This is a genomic window from Vibrio sp. KUL78 (assembly GCF_059725505.1).
On record NZ_AP045838.1, the window covers coordinates 1,096,029 to 1,115,884 of the forward strand.

17 protein-coding genes and 1 pseudogene are annotated in these 19,856 nt (G+C 45.9%); 6 read left to right on the forward strand and 12 right to left on the reverse strand.

The window, feature by feature from the left end; genetic code table 11:
• Positions 1-9: 9 nt before the first annotated feature.
• The 3 genes from AC6I8Y_RS21545 to AC6I8Y_RS21555 form a co-directional block, all read right to left on the reverse strand.
• Positions 10-960, reverse strand: coding sequence for an iron chelate uptake ABC transporter family permease subunit (locus AC6I8Y_RS21545; protein WP_498021607.1), 951 nt, complete (start codon positions 958-960; stop codon positions 10-12).
• Positions 953-1,912 carry an ABC transporter permease gene (locus AC6I8Y_RS21550; RefSeq protein WP_498021609.1) on the reverse strand — a complete coding sequence of 320 codons (960 nt, stop codon included), beginning with the start codon at positions 1,910-1,912 and terminating at the stop codon, positions 953-955. Before AC6I8Y_RS21550 ends, AC6I8Y_RS21545 begins: the two co-directional genes overlap by 8 nt.
• A gap of 82 nt (positions 1,913-1,994) precedes the next feature.
• Complete coding sequence (locus AC6I8Y_RS21555) at positions 1,995-2,915, reverse strand: siderophore ABC transporter substrate-binding protein (protein WP_498021611.1); 921 nt, start codon at positions 2,913-2,915, stop codon at positions 1,995-1,997.
• Between the two features lie 260 nt (positions 2,916-3,175).
• Between AC6I8Y_RS21555 and AC6I8Y_RS21560 the strand changes: the two genes are divergently transcribed.
• From AC6I8Y_RS21560 to AC6I8Y_RS21570, 3 genes are all read left to right on the forward strand, one after another.
• Complete coding sequence (locus AC6I8Y_RS21560) at positions 3,176-3,910, forward strand: GntR family transcriptional regulator (RefSeq protein WP_252015599.1); 735 nt, start codon at positions 3,176-3,178, stop codon at positions 3,908-3,910.
• A gap of 291 nt (positions 3,911-4,201) precedes the next feature.
• Entirely contained in the window at positions 4,202-5,365 is a 1,164-nt protein-coding gene (locus AC6I8Y_RS21565; protein ID WP_498021612.1) for a GGDEF domain-containing protein, read from the forward strand.
• A 170-nt stretch (positions 5,366-5,535) separates the two neighbouring features.
• Positions 5,536-6,696, forward strand: coding sequence for an MFS transporter (locus AC6I8Y_RS21570; protein WP_498021614.1), 1,161 nt, complete (start codon positions 5,536-5,538; stop codon positions 6,694-6,696).
• Positions 6,697-6,763: 67 nt separating this feature from the next.
• On the opposite strand, the gene AC6I8Y_RS21575 is transcribed toward AC6I8Y_RS21570, so the two are convergent.
• The 7 genes from AC6I8Y_RS21575 to AC6I8Y_RS21605 all read right to left on the reverse strand — a co-directional run bounded on the left by AC6I8Y_RS21575 (position 6,764) and on the right by AC6I8Y_RS21605 (position 13,424).
• Positions 6,764-7,228, reverse strand: coding sequence for a DUF302 domain-containing protein (locus tag AC6I8Y_RS21575; protein ID WP_498021616.1), 465 nt, complete (start codon positions 7,226-7,228; stop codon positions 6,764-6,766).
• A gap of 53 nt (positions 7,229-7,281) precedes the next feature.
• Positions 7,282-7,485: an AAA family ATPase gene (locus AC6I8Y_RS21580; RefSeq protein WP_498021618.1), complete on the reverse strand. Its 204-nt coding sequence runs from the start codon at positions 7,483-7,485 to the stop codon at positions 7,282-7,284.
• A complete protein-coding gene (locus tag AC6I8Y_RS21585) occupies positions 7,424-8,869 on the reverse strand; it encodes an ATP-binding cassette domain-containing protein (RefSeq protein WP_498021620.1) in 1,446 nt (481 codons plus the stop codon). Before AC6I8Y_RS21585 ends, AC6I8Y_RS21580 begins: the two co-directional genes overlap by 62 nt.
• 305 nt (positions 8,870-9,174) lie before the next feature.
• Positions 9,175-10,311 carry a DUF1501 domain-containing protein gene (locus AC6I8Y_RS21590; protein WP_498021622.1) on the reverse strand — a complete coding sequence of 379 codons (1,137 nt, stop codon included), beginning with the start codon at positions 10,309-10,311 and terminating at the stop codon, positions 9,175-9,177.
• A 5-nt stretch (positions 10,312-10,316) separates the two neighbouring features.
• A complete protein-coding gene (locus tag AC6I8Y_RS21595) occupies positions 10,317-11,693 on the reverse strand; it encodes a DUF1800 domain-containing protein (RefSeq protein WP_498021624.1) in 1,377 nt (458 codons plus the stop codon).
• Between the two features lie 148 nt (positions 11,694-11,841).
• Positions 11,842-12,192, reverse strand: a complete 351-nt coding sequence (locus tag AC6I8Y_RS21600; protein WP_128648927.1) for a hypothetical protein — start codon at positions 12,190-12,192, stop codon at positions 11,842-11,844.
• Between the two features lie 26 nt (positions 12,193-12,218).
• Positions 12,219-13,424 (reverse strand): peptidoglycan DD-metalloendopeptidase family protein, encoded by a 1,206-nt coding sequence (locus tag AC6I8Y_RS21605; protein ID WP_498023076.1) that lies wholly within the window; start codon positions 13,422-13,424, stop codon positions 12,219-12,221.
• Between the two features lie 566 nt (positions 13,425-13,990).
• Here AC6I8Y_RS21605 and AC6I8Y_RS21610 point away from each other — a divergent pair.
• Entirely contained in the window at positions 13,991-15,592 is a 1,602-nt protein-coding gene (locus AC6I8Y_RS21610) for a BCCT family transporter (RefSeq protein ID WP_234496235.1), read from the forward strand.
• Between the two features lie 127 nt (positions 15,593-15,719).
• Here AC6I8Y_RS21610 and AC6I8Y_RS21615 read toward each other — a convergent pair.
• Together AC6I8Y_RS21615 and AC6I8Y_RS21620 are read right to left on the reverse strand one after the other, a co-directional pair.
• Positions 15,720-16,018 (reverse strand): annotated as a pseudogene (locus AC6I8Y_RS21615) (isoamylase early set domain-containing protein).
• Positions 16,019-16,157: 139 nt separating this feature from the next.
• Positions 16,158-16,784 (reverse strand): hypothetical protein, encoded by a 627-nt coding sequence (locus AC6I8Y_RS21620; protein ID WP_498021626.1) that lies wholly within the window; start codon positions 16,782-16,784, stop codon positions 16,158-16,160.
• A gap of 298 nt (positions 16,785-17,082) precedes the next feature.
• Here AC6I8Y_RS21620 and AC6I8Y_RS21625 point away from each other — a divergent pair, with 298 nt between their 5' ends.
• Together AC6I8Y_RS21625 and AC6I8Y_RS21630 are read left to right on the forward strand one after the other, a co-directional pair.
• Positions 17,083-18,453 (forward strand): YjiH family protein, encoded by a 1,371-nt coding sequence (locus AC6I8Y_RS21625; RefSeq protein ID WP_234496233.1) that lies wholly within the window; start codon positions 17,083-17,085, stop codon positions 18,451-18,453.
• Positions 18,454-18,683: 230 nt separating this feature from the next.
• On the forward strand, positions 18,684-19,847 hold the full coding sequence (locus tag AC6I8Y_RS21630; protein WP_498021627.1) for a conjugal transfer protein TraF: 1,164 nt from the start codon (positions 18,684-18,686) through the stop codon (positions 19,845-19,847).
• The last annotated feature ends 9 nt before the right edge of the window (positions 19,848-19,856 follow it).

Here is a 19,856-nt window from a genome sequence, read left to right on the forward strand (position 1 = left end):
TTATACCTCTTAATTAATTCTGTTTCTTAGTAATAAGAACAGGAAGTAGGACCCACCAACGAGATTGATAATGACGCTGATCGTCGTTTCAAATGCCAGTACTTTTTCGACAAACCACTGACCCGTTACGAGTAAAAATACCGCTAATAAACTGCTCGCGATGATTAGAAATCGATGCTGATAATGACTAAATATCTCACGGGTTAAGCTCACTGTTATGAGTCCAAAGAAAAGAACAGGACCAACCAACGCAGTCGAGATAGCGATCATAATGGTGATCAGAATCATCACCCGTTGGGTTAGCTGCTGAGTATTCACACCCAAACTGGTCGCGTTATCCGTACCCAACCAAAGCACGTCAAGCTTAGGAGCGTAATAGAACAAGATAGCTAAGCAGAGCGATAGCGGGATAAGGCTCCAATACACCAGCTTGGCATTCACATTATTGAAACTCGCGAACATGGAGTTTTGAATACTGGCAAACTCATTCGGATCCACCAGCATGGTCAAGAACCCTGTTACGCTGCTAAATAGACTTCCGCAAACAATACCAATCAGCAGCAAAGTAAACACATTGCTGTCTTTGCGTTTAAAGTAGAAATGAAACAGCAGCAGTGAGAAGCCAATCATCACACAAGTCGAAAGCAAAAAGTTACTCATTGCGTGTATGACCCAAAAACTGGTGCTGCCAAGAATAACCACCATAAGTACTTGCACCATCAGGTACAAGCTATCAAAGCCCAATATAGAAGGCGTCAAAATACGGTTGTTAGTGATGGTTTGAAACACCAAAGAAGAAGCCGAGATTGCAACTGCAGCTAGGACAATAGCCAACACTTTGGGAAGACGACGCGATAGGAAAAACTGATAGTTATCTGCCGTCAATCCTTGACCAATAAACCAAGCAATAATGCCAATACACCCTGCGATGAGCAAAGAGACTTTTAACGAATCACGCATTGCGCTTCTCCCTTAACACCAGATAAATGAACACCGCACCACCGAAAATACTGATGATCATCGAGATAGGCATTTCGTAAGGGAAAATAATAAGACGACCTAGGATGTCGCAAGCAAGCACCAAGATAACGCCCCAGTAGGCTGTCCACGGCAATATCCGCTTCATGTTGTCGCCCATAAACAGTGACACAATATTAGGGACGATGAGACCAAGGAACGGGATAACACCGACGATCATCACCACGGTAGACGAACTTACTGCCACCAAGATAACGCCAATGAACACGATCTTTTGGTAATCCAGACCGATGTTCTTTGCGAAGCTCTCACCCACACTCGCTGCACTGAACTGGCGCGCATAGAAATACGCCAAAAGACAAGCCGGTACCGCGAGATAGAGGATCTCGTAATTGCCCTGCAACACGCTGGCGAAATTCGCCACCGTCCACGAGGACATGGTCTGAACTAAGTCATACTTATAAGCAATAAATGTTGTCAACGCGGAGACTACGTTGCCATACATAATGCCAATGAGCGGCACTAACACGGCGTTCTTAAATTGCAGTCTTTGTAAAAAGCGTACAAAAATCAGTGTACCCGCTACCGCAAAGAAAAAGATGGCTCCAAGATGCAACCATTGGCTTGCACCGCCAAGGAAAATAAGCCCAACCACGTAGCCTAATAGCGCGCAGTCGATAGTGCCCGTCGTCGATGGAGACGCAAATCGGTTTTGCACGATCTGCTGCATAATCAGACCTGCAACACTTAAACCAGCACCTGCAAGGATAATGGCAAGCAGTCTAGGGACACGGCTGACGACATAGATGGAATAGGCATGCTCATCACCACGAAATAGATCCACGAGTGAAACGGAAGCCGCGCCAAGAACAAGAGAGCAGACTGCTAATACAATGAGCAGCGCACTTGCCAGAATGTATTTTTGAATGGTCATTACAACGATGGGCTTAAAAGGAATTCTAAACAGGAAAAGCCTCCGCCAGATGACCAGCAGAGACTTTCATTAACTTATCTGATTAGTTCAGCGCATTATCTATATCGCTGATCATGGTTTGCGTAGCAGTCACACCGCCGCCAGAGATATACCAAGCGTTTGGATCGACGTAGACAACCTTGTTGTTTTTTGCAGCTGGCGTGGAGTTAACTAATGGGTTGTTGAACAGTTCTTGTGCCTTACCAACACTTCGACCGATGGCTTGTTCGCGATCCAGAATAAAAATGACTTCCGGCTGAGCATCTGCAACATACTCAAATGAAATGAGGTTTCCGTGAGCGCCTTCGATTGGAGCCACATTCTGACTGCTCGATTCAGCAAAGCCAAAGTCATCAAAAACGATAGAGAAACGGCTGCCCTTATTGAACATGGCAACATTGCTACCGTTGTTCATCAGCATCAAAGCGTTCAACTTCTCTTTCGCAACTTTTGATGAAGCATCGTCAAATTGCTGTTGAGTTTCCGCAATCAGCGCTTCCACTTCATCTTGCTTATCGAACAACTTACCTAGCATACGCCAGTTCTTTTGTGCATCTTGCCAATATTGACCGTTGTCGACATAAAACATCACCGTTGGTGCAATTTGGTTTAGGTCATCGTAAACACGAAGCATGCGGTTTTCAGCGATAATGACATCTGGCTTCAACGTAAAGATGGCTTCAAAATCGGGTTCACCTACAGAGCCTGTATTCCCCGTCGTTTTCTTGTAATCAGCAAGATATTCTGGGAGAAGTGAATGAGGAGCACCTACAGGTTTAACACCAATACGATCCAGCACATCCAAACTACCATTACCCAGAACAACAACACGCTTCGGCGTACCGTCAAATTCACTCGTTCCTTTAAAGTGCTGAATAGTAACAGCGCCTGCTTGAGCAACCAACGCTAGGCTTGCGACTGCTGTTAACGCCAAACGCTTGCCGAAACCAAAGAACTGACTCATTCCGATTTCCTTATATATTTTATGGTTATATTAGACAAGCTCATTATCACCTACAGTTAAATGGGAATCAATATCGTTTTCATAGTCAGTTGCGATTTTATTGTCATAACGCAAAAAAGTGCCCTGTCACGCGACTTATTTGATATGGCCCTTACCAAAGCTTTGAACCACCGTACAAATTGCAAACAATTATCAACAAAAGCACGCTATTGTTTTTACTCATCTCGGTTTTGTCATACTATGACCAAAATCATTTACTTATGAGCAAACTCCAAAGCATGGCGACCACCAAAGCGAAATACTCTGATATCTATCAAGCGATCAAGCAGCGCATTCTGTCTGGGGAATACAGCACCACTGAAAAGCTCCCTGGCGGCAGCGAGTTTGCTGAAGAGTTCGGTTGTAGTGAACTGACCATCAAAAAAGCACTGGATATCTTGGTAACGGAAGGCTTGGTCGTGCGTAAACGTGGCTCTGGCTCTTTTGTAAAAAGACCATTAGGTAATGCTGGCTATGCTCACCTTCATGGCACCAAAGCTAATGTCATTGCTAACGGTCAATCCGTAGAAACTAAGGTGCTCGAGTTTCAGGTCGTTCCGGCCGACGAACATGTTGCCAAGCGTCTTAACTGCGATGTAGAAGATATGCTCTATAACACCACCAGGCTGCGCATCATTGACGGCATCGCATCCTCACTGGAAGAAACCTATATGCCAATCAGTATCATCTTAGGTTTAAAAAGAGAGCATGCCGAGGACTCCATCTACAGCTTTATTACCGATAAACTTGGTCTAAAAATACACAGTTCGACAATGGAAATTTCTGTCGTTAAAGCGAGTGCCTTTTACGCCGAGCAGTTTGGGATCGCTGAAGGAGAGCCACTCGTGAATGTAGAACAGGTAGTGTACCTTGATGATGGTGAGATTTTTGAGTACTCCAATGTAAAGCACCGTTGGGAGAACTATAAGTTCGCGACTAACTTCTTCAAGATATAACGCCTTCTATTACATCCAAGCATCGTGATCATGAATCTTGCCGCCAAGTCGCGGCGAGCTTTACTAAGTTGAGTCCGTTAAATCGATGTTGAGCTACACACTCCAACCTAACTGGCCAACTCTATAAGTAGGATTTTTCCTCACCTTTCTATAAAACTGTGCGCGTAAGCACATGATATACCGAAAGCCTTCACATCTTGCAACAAATATAATATGCGCGTTCCAATATAAGTGATAACTTTATTAGCACAGTGCTATCAAAAGTGATGAAGCACAGGAAGCTAATAACCCATGGACTCAATCCAACTACGTGTATACAAAGAACGCTACCTTCGAACAGCAGCGCTGTTTCGTCATGCGGTAAAAAACCATGCCATCATGGGCGCGCTGTTCGCTGTACTTCTGTTCTTAACTACAGACCTGAGCAGTGAGCTTTTCGCTTGGTATGCTTGCATGTGTTGTGTCATATGGCTTCGTCATCTTTCTATTCAATCGGCTATTAAAAAGCTTGATTCTCTGACCGCTACTAGCCGTCGTTTTGATCTTATTTTTGCAGCCTCGCCAATACTGAACGGCTTTGTTTGGAGCATTGGGATATGGCTTGCTTTCTCTCAAAATAACTTTCAAGTCACCATAGCGTCACTACTTGTTGCTGCGTCTGTTGCGTTTCATGGGTACTCTTACCTCTCTTACAGCAAGACGAGTTACATCGGCTATTTTATTGCTGTGTTTAGCTTACCGACGGTCTATGCGTTTAGTGAGGGTTGGTATCTTATTGGGATGGTTTTTGTATTTGGCATGTTTCACTTTGTGTTTTTCAACACTCATCAGTCAGACATCGCGACCTCGAGGCTATATGAACACTTCGAGCACACCCAACTTATCGCTAAGCTTACACAGGCAGAAAAGCAGCTAACCCGACACGCAAAGTTCGACAATCTAACGGGACTTTATCGAAGACGCGAATACGAAAAGCGCTTTGTCGGTCTTAAATACACAGCACTTATCCGTCAGCAGTCTATCGGTGTTGCTCTGTTTGATGTTGACCATTTCAAGCAGTTCAATGACACCTATGGTCACTTATTTGGTGATGAGGTTCTTGTCAAAGTAGCCAATCTCATCAAGATGCATGCCTCTAACACTGTCTTTGCAGGCCGCTTTGGTGGGGAGGAGTTCGTTCTGATTGGAGTTTTCGACTCTAAAAAACAGTTTATCGAAGTATTAGAGCAGGTCCGCCAACAAACCGAAAGACTCGCTCTTTCCGAACACAATACATCGGTCACCATCAGTGCAGGGGCTTGCTTCCAGCCTGCCACTGAGTCAATCGAGCTTCGTGACTATATTCTCGAATCGGACTCAGCGCTCTACCAAGCGAAAGCCTCAGGTAGAAACAAAGTTGTACAGTCAGATGAACTTAATCAACAGAAACAATATAGCTCAATTTCAGTCAGTTAATCCCCTTTCTCGCTGCAGCTCGTCTACAGAATATCGATAAATTTCTTTTATCGTGAAGATCATTTTTTTTCGTTTTACTCCCCCCTCTTAAAGCCTCATAGTCGCGCCGAAAACTTCATCAAATCTTTCTTTTTCTTGATTTCCCACGACTAAATTTGGAGGCTCCGCTAGTGGAAAACACAACTGATTTCGCAGTAAAAACTGGTTTCAAAGTTCCTGTTATTGCGCTATCACTTTATGCCGTGGCATCGGGCTATCTCATGAGTCTGATCCCTCTGATGTTGAATCAGTATGGCATAGACGCGAACAACGCAAGTTGGTTGGCGAGTGTGTTTTATGCGGGTCTGCTAGTTGGTGCGGTCATCATTGAACCTGCGGTAAAACATGTCGGTCACCGCGTCGCATTTATTGCTTGTTTGGCGCTATTTATCGCGACCATCATCACTTTACCTCTAGTTCCAGTGGCAGGAGTATGGTTAGTTGCTCGCTTTATTGCTGGTATTGCGGTTGCTGGTGTCTTTGTCATCGTCGAGTCCTGGCTATTAGTCGGTGATGAATCGAGCCGCGCAAAACGTTTGGGGCTTTATATGGGCTCGCTTTATGGCGGTTCGGCACTTGGTCAACTTGGCATCGGTTTTATTGGTATCGAAGGCAGTGTACCGTTCGTCGTGATACTCTCAATGCTGAGCGCAGCGATTATGGTACTGATGTTTGTTCCAACTCAGCAGCCGCAAAGTGCGCATTCCGCAACCTTGTCGCTTAAGCAAGTTGCAAAGCTTAACCATGCAGCGATCATTGGCTGTATCGTTTCGGGTCTAACGCTGGGTTCAATCTACGGTTTGATGCCAGTCGAGTTGACACACCGTGAGGTGTCACAAACGAACCTAAGCGCGCTGATGGCACTGGTTATTCTTGGTGGTATGGCAGTGCAAACCATGGTTCCAGCATTGATTAAAGTAGCAGGACGTACGCCGTTGATGGGGCTTTTCTGTCTACTCGGTGTGTTTGGTGTGGGACTGGTGATCTTAAGCGACGACTTAAGTGTGTTAGCAATCAGTCTATTCTTGATAGGCATGGCAACATTTGCGCTCTACCCAATCGCCATTAATCTTGGCTGCGATAAACTGGACGAGAGCTTCATTGTCTCCGCTACACAGGTGATGCTGTTTTGCTACAGTATTGGCTCAGTGGCAGGCCCAATGATTGCTGACTGGTTTATGAATGGCACGCAAGGTCTGATGGCATACTTACTAGCAACCATGATGGCAACTGCTATCTACATGTTTATCGCTAGCGTCCGTACCAAGAAGCATTTGGTGGCAGGCGAATAAAAGAAAGGAGCACCGCAAAGTGCTCCCTTTTCAGCGTTGCTCTAAGTGTGTATTTTCTAGAGGTACGTTACTGCGTTGCTCCTTTAGCAAAATTGGCGAGTGCTCCCTCGACTTTACTAAGCACTTTGTCACACCCTTCTATGTGATGTCGCGCAGCAAGATAGCTTGGGCTGTTATAAACAAGCCACACCTCTCCTTGATCGTCTTCCATGATCAGCGCCTTTTGCGGAAGGTCGATAGCGACACTTTGGCTACAAGCCATCAATGGCGATCCTACCTTAGGATTACCAAAGATGATGAGCTCAGTAGGCCTTAACTCTACTCCCACTTTTTTCGCCGAATCTGAATGCTTAACACGGGCAAAAATGGTCATGCCTTTACTTTCCAGCAGACCAACCAGTTTATCTGCTGTCATCGACACATCTTGCGTACTTTTGACTCGGACTAGCCCATCGTCAGTAGCCGAGGTTGACGCTAATACGCTACTGCTGATTACAATAGCGAGTCCAAACCATAACCTTATTAACTTCATCACTTCTCCTATCCGCGATCGTCACAAGATGAAATGAGTATAGTGCTCGCTCGCTAACCTAGCTCTATTGTTTTGTGAATCGTCAAATGCCTAATAAACCCAACATCATGACTGACAACTATGACAGCCCCTGTATAGCCATTGATGGCTTTAACAAGTTGCTGCTTAGCTTCCAAATCAAGGTGGTTATCTGGCTCATCCAACAACAAGATTGAGGCTTGGGTTTGATGAGAGGCAATGAGCATTGCGAGCTTCATTTTTTCTCCGCCACTGAGAGCGAATACCTTTTTGGTGCACCGACTCACGCCGAAAACCTATACCAGCAAGTAGCGTTCGTGCTTGTGGGATGTTTAAGGATTCACAATGCGTGCATACCGCATCCAACATGGAGGCATCAGGCTCTAAGAAAGAGAAATACTGGTCGAGATAAAAGCACTCTCCATTAACCGCTAGATGACAATAGGCGCTAGAGTAATGCTCTGCGTTCAAAAGTAGCCGCAGCAACGTGGACTTTCCTGAGCCGTTTGCGCCCTTGAGCCAAACATGCTCACCAGAGAATATCTGTGCAGTAATAGGCTCTGACTCTATTCGCTCATGATAAAAGCCTTCAAAGTGGATCTTAACTCTCCCCTTCGACTGAACCTCGCTGGTATACCATTTTTGTGGCTTGAGCTGCTCAAGTTGCGATTTTACATCCTGTATTTTTTGGTCGAGCTCAGCCATTTGTCGCTCGTTCTGCGCTTTTACCGCCGAATTGGCGAGTTGTGCGCCTTGTTTCTTGCCATCCATCAATATCTTCGACTGGCTACCAGACGCCCGCTGCTTCTCGCCCCGACTCGCTAGCCTTTGCATCGTAAGGTCTCGACGGCGCGCTTTCTCTACTTTAACTCTGCGGGCTTTCTCTAACGTTTTTGCCATCTTGTTGATCGCCGCAAGCTTTTGCTCTTTTTGGGTTATATATCCCTGATAACCACCACCGAAACAGGTAATTCCCAAGCTATCAAGCTCGAAAATACGGTCGGTTTGCTCGAGGAAGGAAATATTATGGCTGATCACTAGGATAGGTACTTGTCGCTGTCTTAGCGTTTCCACTAACCAACTTATGTGTTCGGTATCTAAGTGATTGGTTGGCTCATCGAGGATCCATCCATCGTGCTCTTGGTTAAGCAAACGATAGAGCCTGATGATCGCCCGTTGTCCTCCACTTAAATGGCGCAGTTTGGTACTTAGGTCAGTGGGCAGCCGCAATGACTCGAGTAGCTCCGTCAATGTTTGCTCGAGCTGCCAATCTGAATCGGCAATAAGATCAAACCACTGATTGTCGGTTGAACCTCGTGAAATCTGCTTAAGAGCTTCAAGCTTGTTCTCAACACCTAGGTAAGCAGCAACAGAGTAATCAAGTTCATCTTGTGACTCTTCTTGACGGTAAACACCAATTGACTTGATGTTGCCCCCCCACTCAACGCTCCCACTGCTGGGTTGAGAGTGTTTCGCCAGCATTGACGCTAAGTGGCTTTTGCCGCAGCCATTTTTCCCAACCAAGGCATTCACGCCAACCGGGATGGTAAAAGAAATATCGTGAAACAGATCGTGACCGTCAGAAAATTGTTTTGATAATGAAATAGCATGAATTGCAGTCATACATCCTCCTTGGCAGAGCATGAGACGCATGGCATCACATACGACAATGTCGCGATAAATAGCAATGTCCTGATAGGTAGACAGGAATATAGAACGAGCCAACGCCCACTAACTCTGCGATTTCAAAAGTTACTTGTATAAAACGTTCGAAATTGAGTTAGTTGTTCATGTAGGCGTGCGCTCCTAGAGAAATGTTGCTTTGAATTATACATGAATTCGCCCAAGTAACACGCTTGTCGACAAGCAGTGTTACTGGGCTCGCAAAGTTATGTGGTGCGGAGTAGCCAGCAATTCAGATTAACGCCTTATCCAAGCAACTTACCTAAGTCCGCTGGTTGAGGTGCATCAGGGAACACTTGCTGTAGGGTTTGTTCATCAGCCCCCATATGTTGGCTAAGCACCGTTTTGAGCACTGAGCGCATATCGGTCGTCGGTTGCAAGTCACGACCTTCATATCGTTCACTTTCAGCAAGTCCAGGCCAGTCAGTAATGACATCTGAACCCTTGAGTGCCCCGCCCATAATAAACATGGCATTGCCTGTACCATGATCAGTCCCTTTGGTGCCGTTTTCTGCGACAGTCCGACCAAATTCACTGGCTGCGATAACCACAGTCGATTGCCATTTGTCTCCCAAGGCTTGTTTGAGTACATCAAGCCCTCTGTCTAATTTAGTCAACTGAGAAGCAAGGCGACCATTTGTCGTTCCTTGTCCTGAATGGGTGTCCCAACCACCCAGCTCTAGTACCGCAATATTGGGCCCCTGTGGTGAGCTGATAAACTTACCCGCTTGACGCATCAAATTGTTAAACTGCTTATTCTGACTGCCTCCGCTGGTCATCGATTCAAGCTTTAGGCTCTCTTCAAAGTTTGCTGATAGGATCTCGTCGTTTTGAAATAGCTCAGCCAGCAATAGGCTTTGTTCCTCCTCTGCTTTGAGTTTATGAGGGAACCAACTGCTGACTTTAACATCCCCTTGCACTATCAAAGGCATGCCAGAATCTATTGCTATCGCTTGCTGTGAGCGCTGCGTCGCTAAGAATCGGTTCATCCAACCAATCGGACCAAATGAGTCGGTAGTGCCGTTCTCAAGCACCTTTTGACCATCAAAGTGAGAACGCTCCCGATAACCCGTTGCACAGGCGTGCACAAAGCCAGCTTGCTTTTGTTGGTACCATTGATAGACATTCTTGAGAGCTGGATGCAATCCAAAGCCGTCACTTAATGGCTGGAGCTGATCCTTACTTATTGCGATGTTAGGTCTGAGTTTGTAGTAATCCTCATCGAAACTGGGCACCACCACGTTTAGTCCATCCATTGCACCGCGCAATGTTATCCACACCAACACATTCGGGCTCTGAGTAGAAGCCAATGACAAGTTGGGCAACATGGTGACTAAAGATGCCGCCCCCATGCCTTTGATAAAGTCTCGTCTCGTTGCCATAGCACTCACCTGTATTGGAACTGTGGACTCATCCACAGCACCACCAATTTCGACGTGGGATCCTGCGCTTTATCCATGGCGGTAAGAACGTGCTCATCCACCTCACTACCGTAAAGACGCTGGGTCATTTGAATCAGTTTGTCATCGACATTTTGTTTGCTGCGCTCCAACTGTCTCACTACTAGCTTGGCGATTTGGTTCGCAACTTGCCAACGCTGGGTAAGTGCAGACGAGGAGTTATAATCAGAGTCTTTATCGGACCACCCGGCAGGCGACCCCGGCATGAAAGGCGGCTGTCCAAGCTGACGTAACATCTGCTGCATCTGGCGCGCATTGGGCTCAAAGTCAGCGCTACGAAGTACTGCAAAATACCACTCTTGAGGCGTCCGAAATCTCAGCTGTTGACTGCTATTTTTGAGCGTGGAGTTAATTAAAGTGATGTAAACAGGAATCAGCATCCCTTCATTCTCTAACCACACTTTAGTAAGCTCATCCACCAGCGAAGGATGACCTGAGCCATAGAAGTGTTGAACCAACTTGCTGCATAAATGCTTCGCGGTGTTTTCATGGTTGGCGAGATCACGAAGGCAAGATATCGCTTGCTCCTCACCCTCCTCTTCATAAACCTTACCAAGTACATTGATGGCACCCGGTTCATGCATGGCATCAACAAATTGGTACCCTGGTCGATCTGTTCTAAAACTCACTGTCCAGCCAGTTAAACCTTGGGCAAGTTCAATCACATCGTTTTGTGAGTAGCCGCCATCGACGCCTAAGGTGTGCAGTTCAAGAATTTCCCGCGCCAAGTTCTCGTTAAGGCCTTTATTGCGCTTTTGACCCGCTTTTGAGTTGGGCCCAATAGAGCGGTGATTATCGAGATACATCAGCATGGTTGGATGCTGACAAACCGCAAGCAGCATAGAGGGGAAATCGATACTCCACAGCTCGCGAACCACCTCATTTTCGATACCAGCAGCTATGGGGCGAACACGTCTGTTGTCTGCTGAAATGGCGAAGTGGTTACTCCAAAACTGAATCAAACGCTCTTGAAAGCCAAGCGGTGTTGTTAAGGTTTGCAGGTTTCTAGCGTGAACTATGGTTTGGAAATTTTCTTGGAAGAAAGCATTGCTAGATTTGGTGAAAAGCTTTTTTTCTTCTGGCGTTGTTGCCTCTTTTCTTCGGCGGTTTAGATCGCCAAGATGCGCCAACATTTCTGTGGTTGACGGTAATTCGGTAATGGTTTTGTGAATGTAGGGGGTCGCTTTTAGCTGATCATTGAGCGCGGGTTCCTGTTTGGCATCGCCAACTCTGGGACCAAAACCAAAACGCTGAGAAACGACGTACTGTGAAGTACTGGTCTGCGCGGTCTCTTTACTTTCCATGGCAACCTCGTTGAAGGGGGCATACAAAAAGCATTGCACATCCACACCAAATTGCCTAGAGCCTGACCATAAAATCACAAACGGCGCTCAAAAATGAACGCCGCTTGTCTTTCGAACTAACAGAATTAACGCTCTGACAGCATGTCGATTAAGAACGTTTAGGCTGACGGTAAGTCTTACCTGCTGTTTTGTAAGTATCGCTCGGTTTGATTTCGAACATAACATCGAAGAACCACGCGACAAACTTAATCACATCATCACCTTCGTTCATGATGTGTTCAGCGTACTCTTGCTCTTCGCCGTTATCATCAACATCGTTAAACACGTGATAGATACGCTCTTCACCGTCAACCGTAGCCAAAGCAAATTGACCCGTTAGGCTCTCTGCTGCCTCTTTGATTTCTGGGTTTTCAGAGCTTTTCAGCTTGTTCAGCGCATCTGGAAGTGTTTTCAACTCACATAGCTGCATGACCAGCAGCTGAAATTCTAATTGTTGCATTCATTACACCATGGTTATTTGGCCAATTATAGGCTAGCCAATTTGGTCTCTTGTTTCTCAAGCATGGCATCGAGTTCATCACGACGCGCAATAAACTGCTTGAGCTCGTTTTTCGGGACAGAGTCTGCCATAGGAATGTTAGCTCGCATAGCATTTACTGGTCTTCCACGAGAAATCAACTCGTAATGAAGGTGTGGGCCAGTCACGCGACCCGTTGCACCAGACAAACCGATTCGAGTTCCACGAGTCACTTTCTGCCCTTTCTTCACCAAGATTTTACTCAGGTGAAGATAACGCGTTTTGTATGGCCCACCGTGGTCGATTACGATGTACTTACCCGCGTACGGGTGGTTACGGACCATAGCAACAACGCCATCACCAGTGGTGTAGACATTAGTACCAGTACGAACGCCAAAGTCTGTGCCATTATGCGGTGAAACTCGTCCCGTCACTGGGTGACGACGATTTGGATTAAAGCCCGAAGTAATGCGATGGTTCTTCACGGGATAACGCATAAAGGCGCGCTGTAAGCTGTCCCCTTTCGCGTCATAGTACTGACCGTTCGAATGCAAGTAAGCCGAGTACATGGCGCCACGGTTAAAGATCTTGATCGCTTGGATCTCAGAGTTACCCGTTGGCGTACCTTCAACAAATTGGCTGTTCTTCACTACCTCAAAGCGATCGCCTGCTCGAAGATCGCGGGTAAAGCTAAGTTTGTCTTTTAGCAGTGTGACTACCTGGTCGATTTCGCGAGGGCTCAGTCCAAGCTTGTTAGCTGAAGCAGAAAAACTACCGTTGATGCTGCCCACCATAGCGACACTCTCCCAGTCACCCGGGATAGAGATATCTTCGAACTCATAGCTTCCATCGTCTAGACGCGCATAAACCGCTTTTTCAGCGACATTACGACTAACTTCGAGTTTGCTTAGTGAACCTGTCGCTTCATCTTGCCAAAAGCGCAGACGATCACCGGGTCTCAGCGTATCAAGAACAAGGAAGTTTAAGTCGGTTTCCATTACCGACATCATGTCACTGTATGGAAAACCCAGCTGATCAAAGATCTGGCTTAGGCTATCACCAGATTTCACAAGATAAGCAAATTTAGGGGGGAGTTCGGCTTTCGCTGGTTCTTCAGCGAGTACAGCTACCACGGGTGAGTCATTGAGATTGAGCTCAATGGTACCCTGCATATTTAAGTCAGGTAAGCTGTGAAGAAAGGCAAAGGCTGCCATAAAGGGCAGGCCAAAAGCGATGCTTCTTTTGAGTTTTCGAGACGGATTCTTAGCCGTTGTTAATCCGTCTGCTGGTTGATTCGATTGCACAATGGTTCCGATGCATGTCCTAAACAGAGCCATTAGAGTAATCGTTTCCTATTTCAAATGCACTCAAATGTCGGGAAAAGTAAGGTAAAACATGTGATGAGAGTGTAAAAAAGCGACGTTCGTCGTCAATTAAACGGCCTAGATATTGTTCTAAATTGGCGCTTTTTCCTTAAGTATTTGAATTCTCGTAAAACGATATATGTGGGCAAATTCGGCAATAACAGCGCCGTATTTTAATGCAGAACTAAGTGCATATGGATGCATTCTGTTTCAGCTTCCATCCATCATCTTGCCCACAAAGGGCACATTTTATGTTAAAATCGCCCGTTCAGGATTAGATGTAAAACGGATAATTTCATCATAAACCTTTGATTAAAATCAGTTTAAACAAAGGATTTTCGAATTCTAATCAGTAATTCATTAAACATGGAGTTGGTCTTTATATTCGTGTGAACGAATATGTAAACCTCATAATTATGAGTTTTAAATCTCAAAAATACAGTATCGATTCAACTGACTATCAAGTCGGCCAAGACAACATCACTAAGTGGGGCATGGATGTCCACAACACAGTTTTCACCGCTTCAGCGGGCTTATCCATCCTATTTATCGTCACTCTTCTCGTACTTTCCCCAGCAGACGCCAAAGCTGCCATCGACGCGGTAAAAGCCGCTGCGCTATCGAAATTCGATTTCGTCTTTATGTGGGGCGCGAACATCCTTCTGATCTTCGCTGTGCTTATCGCCCTATCGCCACTGGGCAAAATTCGTTTAGGTGGCGATAACGCCACGACAGATTATTCAACCCTATCCTGGATCTCAATGCTGTTTGCCGCGGGCATGGGTATTGGTCTGATCTTTTGGGGTGTCGCAGAGCCTACTGCGTTCTTTACCAACTGGTTCGGAACACCTCTCAATGCAGAACCTTTTACACCAGAAGGTCGTGAAGCGGCACTAGGTGCCACAGTATTCCACTGGGGACTGCACGCGTGGGCTATCTACGGAATGACAGCGCTATCGCTGGCTTACTTTGTTTATAACAAAGGCCTACCTCTTTCTATGCGCTCTGTATTCTACCCACTACTGGGTGACAGAGTTTGGGGAAGAATTGGTGACATCATCGACGTAATGGCGGTTCTCGTTATCTTGTTCGGTCTTGCGACATCACTTGGTCTCGGTGGCTCACAAGCAGCTAGTGGTATCAGCCACGTGTTTGGCCTAGAGAATAGCTTATTGCTGCAGATTGCTATCATCCTGACCATTATGGGATTAGCTATTGTTTCTGTCGTTCGCGGCATGGACGGCGGCGTTAAGGTGCTTAGTAACCTGAACATGATCATTGCCTTTGTCTTCCTTGGCTTCATGGGTATTTTGAACTTCACTACCGTGCTCGACTCCGTCACTACGTCGGTTGTAGGCTATGTGAAAAACATCATCCCTCTAAGCCAGACGTCAGGTCGCGAAGATACCACATGGCTACATGGCTGGACGGTATTCTACTGGGCCTGGTGGGTAGCGTACGCGCCATTCTTCGGCATGTTCGTAGCACGTATTTCAAAGGGTCGTACCATTCGCGAGTTCCTTGTATGTGTTCTCGTCATTCCAACCATAGTGACAACCGCATGGATGTCATTCTTCGGTGGTATTGCTATCCAACAGATCATCGACAAAGTTGGCTTGCTTGGCATGGAACAAGGCATCACCGATGTCTCGCTGAGCTTGTTCTACATGCTTGATGCCTACCCTATCGGCAATATTCTTTCGCTGATTGCGGTTGCTCTGATCATCGTGTTCTTTGTAACCACACTGGACTCTGGCTCTATCGTTGTCGATAGCATGACCGCGGGTGGTAAACTCGAGCTACCAATCAAACAGAAAGTCGTTTGGGCGGTAATTTCTGCCGTTATTGCAATGGTAATGCTATGGATTGGTGGTACAGACTCCATTCAAGCACTGCAATCCATTACGATTATTGCCGCGCTGCCGTTTACTATCATTCTGATAATGGGCTGTGTGAGCCTTCTTAAAGGCATGTTGACTGAGGTTGAACAGCCGGAAGTTGCAAGCAAATCTCGATAACCACCGAGCAGCGAGTCAACGTCGATTCGCTTCAAATCGTGAAGAATAAAAAAGCCGCTCACTATCAGAAGTGAGCGGCTTTTTTTAACTTGTGGTGTTGAGTTTTGTCTCAGTGACTTAAGTCAAATCAAACTTGTGCAGTCTTAACAATACAGTTATCAGCACCAAAACCATTTGGCACGTATTGGTCTGCTTGGGCATCGTTAACCCACTCGTTTTCGTTCACTAGGTAACGGAATTGGAACTCCGCATCTTTTGGTAGTCGAGTTTTGTATTTGAATGATTTGGTCTTAGCGACCTTCTTCATTGGGGTTGGCTGCCAGTCTAAAAGTCAGCCATTAAAACCGCACTCTCCACATTGGTCGCATCTAACTCAAAGGTGACTTCTACTTCATCTTTTGTTTTAAAAAAGCGCTTATTAATCATCGCAAGCTCCATTTGTCTAAAAATAACAACATCAAAAAACCCATGTTATGTAATTAATGTCACATTCTCAAGTGTGCATTTCGCAACCATTTATTTCTGATAAGCTATCGTTGAGATCACGCTCTGTGCAAAAAGATGACTAACAATCCACCCATTTAAACGCTTTGGCTACGCAAACTAACGCGTCGTTTTCTTCGGGAGCTTCACTCATTGACTGCGCCTGTCCGTGCTTCTTAAACGTGAGCGTCATGCGGTCATCGGCTCTTGTCAGCGCTGAAATCTCTATTCGATCTCCAGCAAACTTGGCATCCGACAAGATCACGCGTTGGCGCGCGCTGTCCCACTTGAAAAGCCCAAGATAATAAAAAACGCCAGAACCTTGATTGCTGACTGCAAAAGGAATAACGACCGCAGATAACGCCTTGTCGTCATTAATAGATTGTTGATAACGATAAAGAAGATAAACATTACCTCGCTCCATACCGTCATCATAGCTTCCCGCCGCGACTTGTTTATCCGCATCGATATCGGTAAGCAGTGTGAAAGCACTTGTCTCGGGAACTTGAATAGTCCATGGATTCGGAACCTTTAGGCCTAAGATGGCTTCGACAACGGGATCAGCTTGCACATTTTGCTGAGAGGGAAATTTGGCAAGGATCTCTTCATCAGACAGAGAAAATCGATAGATACCTGCGACAATAACCACGGCAAGCAAACACAGAGGGATCAAAAGTATAAGGGGAATAGGGAGCTTCTTCCTAGGCATTATTATAATTCTCAATAACTTATTCATTCACTACAGTTTAGCCTGTTCTCTGAACTGCTGAAAGCATCAATCCCCACTATAATGTAGCCATGTTCACACAAACACTCACCATACATTCTATTGCGTATTATTAGTTACTGCAGAGCCATATAGTGAATAATTACCCTTTAATGATGAATAGTATTGCCAGCATTCAAAAAAAGGAGTAATCTTGCGCCCAATGCACAAATATGGATGTTTAGTGAATAAATAGGCGCAGGACGTCGCCATTATTAACTAGTTGTAACACGAGAGAAAAATGCAAAATAGTGCTCAATCTATGCCGAAAAGCGGCAAAAAAGGCAACTTCTGGATGTTCTTCATCCCGTCTTTAATCGGTCTATTCCTGTTTATGGCGCCTATCAGTTACGATGGCGGCTTGACGATTCCTGTCGCAGTTCTTGCTAAAGCTTTGCAAGCCGCTGTTGGCGATTTCATTGTACCTTTGGTCACGGCAATCATTGCTGTCATGGCAGCGGCGTCTATTTTAACTCGCATTTTTAAGCCTGCTTTCATCACAGACAACGAATTTCTGAACGGTCTATTCAACCCAACACCAATGTGGCTGGCTGTGCGCGTAATTGGCGGCATCGCGGTGCTGATGACCTACTTCCAGGTTGGTCCTGAGGCTATCTGGGAAGAAAACACCGGCGGTCTTGTTTTAGAAGGTCTACTGCCTACCTTGTTCGCTGTGTTCATCTTCGCGGGTCTTTTGCTACCCCTGCTACTGAACTTTGGTCTACTTGAGCTGTTTGGTGCCTTACTAAGTAAGATCATGCGCCCAGTGTTTAACCTTCCAGGTCGTGGTGCTATCGACTGTATGGCTTCTTGGTTAGGTGATGGTAGTGTTGGTATTCTGCTAACCAGTAAGCAGTACGAGAACAAGTTTTACACCATGCGTGAAGCCGCAGTGATTGGTACCACGTTCTCAGCAGTATCTATCACGTTTAGCTTAGTGGTTATCGCTCAAGTTGAGCTCGAGCACTTGTTCCTACCTTTCTATGGTGCGATTTGTTTGGCAGGTATCGTAGCGGCTATCATTATTCCTCGCTTACCACCACTACGTAACAAGAAAGACACCTTCATCGATGGGACTAAACCATCAGAAGATGCCGAAGTGACACCTAAGGGCCATACAACGTTCTCTTGGGGTCTAGACCTCGCTCTGCAACGTGCTGGTACTGTGACGTCTGCTAAGTCAGTATTTGGCGAAGGCGTTAAAAACGCAGTTGATATGGTGTTCGGCGTGCTGCCGGTGGTTATGGGTTTGGGTACTGTCGCTCTCGTAATTGCTGAATACACTTCAGTATTTGAAATCCTAGGTACACCGTTTATCCCTTACCTAGAGTTACTAGGTGTACCTGAAGCCGTTGCTGCTTCTAAAACCATGGTAGTGGGCTTTGCAGATATGTTTATCCCATCAATCCTAGCAGCTTCAATCGACAATGAGATGACTCGCTTTGTCATCGCGGCGATGTCGGTAACACAGCTTATCTATATGTCAGAAGTCGGTGCACTACTACTTGGTAGCCGTATTCCAGTAAACATCGTAGAACTGTTTGTTATCTTCATTCTACGTACACTGATCACGCTACCTGTGATTGCGGGTGTTGCGCACCTTATCTTCTAAACACCAATAGAATTTTTCTCTTTCAAAGGCTCACCTCACAGAGGTGAGCCTTTTTTTATCCTATAAAACAAAATGATAGCTCATTTACTTTATATAAATATCAATTATCATATGCTCTTGCGTGAATAACTCACGTGAATGCAGTGGCGTGACCTTCGCAATGAAGGCGCGTGATCATAAGACTCATCGGATAATGAGTACTCAATGCGAATGAATCGCAGGACATAATAATGAATAAACTAACTAAAGTGGCCGCCATCGTCTTGGCAGCAACCACTCCAATTATATCGAATGCAGCAAACAATATGGTCGAAGCACGTGGTGCCGCCATGGGTAACACTGGTGTCGCGTCAGCTGACTACTTAACTGCAGGCTTATACAACCCAGCATTAACCGCTACATACAAAGATAACGATGATGTAGGTCTGTTGCTACCAACATTTGGTGCGAGCGCTCGTGATACGGATGAGAGCATCACTACGTTGGACGATCTGCAATCATTAATTGATGAGTATGAGAAAAACCCAACGGGCGATGTCGCTAAGCTCGCTGAGATCAACCGCCTATTGGATCAGCTTGAGGGCAACAGACCGACTACGGTCACTGCCAACGTTGGATTTGCAGTGGCAATACCATCAAGCATTGTATCGAGCAACCTGTATGCGCGTGGCTACGCAGAAGCCATTGCAGCGCCATTAATCGCGCCAAGCCAAGGTGACACTCCAGATGCCATTGAAGACCGTTATATGGACTCTGAAGTACAGATGCAGGCATTCGCGAGCGCCGAACTTGGTCTAGCCCTGGGTAAGAACTTCGTGATTGCTGATCAAGACGTCTCATTTGGTATTACGCCTAAGTTCCAAAAGCTACGCACATACGCACTGATCGCGAGTGTTCAAGACTTTGATGCCGACAATGCAGAAGACAGCATGGTTGAAAAAAGTGCATTTAACTTTGATCTCGGCGCGGCATGGCACTACGAAAACTGGCGTCTGGGCTTATCAGTACGAGACATCATTCAACAAGAAATTGATGTTAAAACCCACGATGGTACCAAGATCGACAGCTATAAATTAAACCCTATGGCGACCATTGGTTCAGCATACAATGGCGACTTTGTAACGGTTGCGGTAGATATCGAACTCACCAAGCAAGAGCGTTTTGCAAGCCTTAACGACGAAACTCAATACCTACGCTTTGGTATCGAAGGCAACGCGTGGGACTGGGCACAACTGCGCGCTGGTTATGAGATCGACATGCAAGACAATGCGGACAGTGCTATTACGGCGGGTATTGGACTCAGCCCATTCGATGTCGTCAGTCTGGATATTGCGGGTAACTATGCGGGAAGTAATCAGCTTGGCGCATCTGCAAACCTCGCTTTCACCTTCTAATTCTCTAGT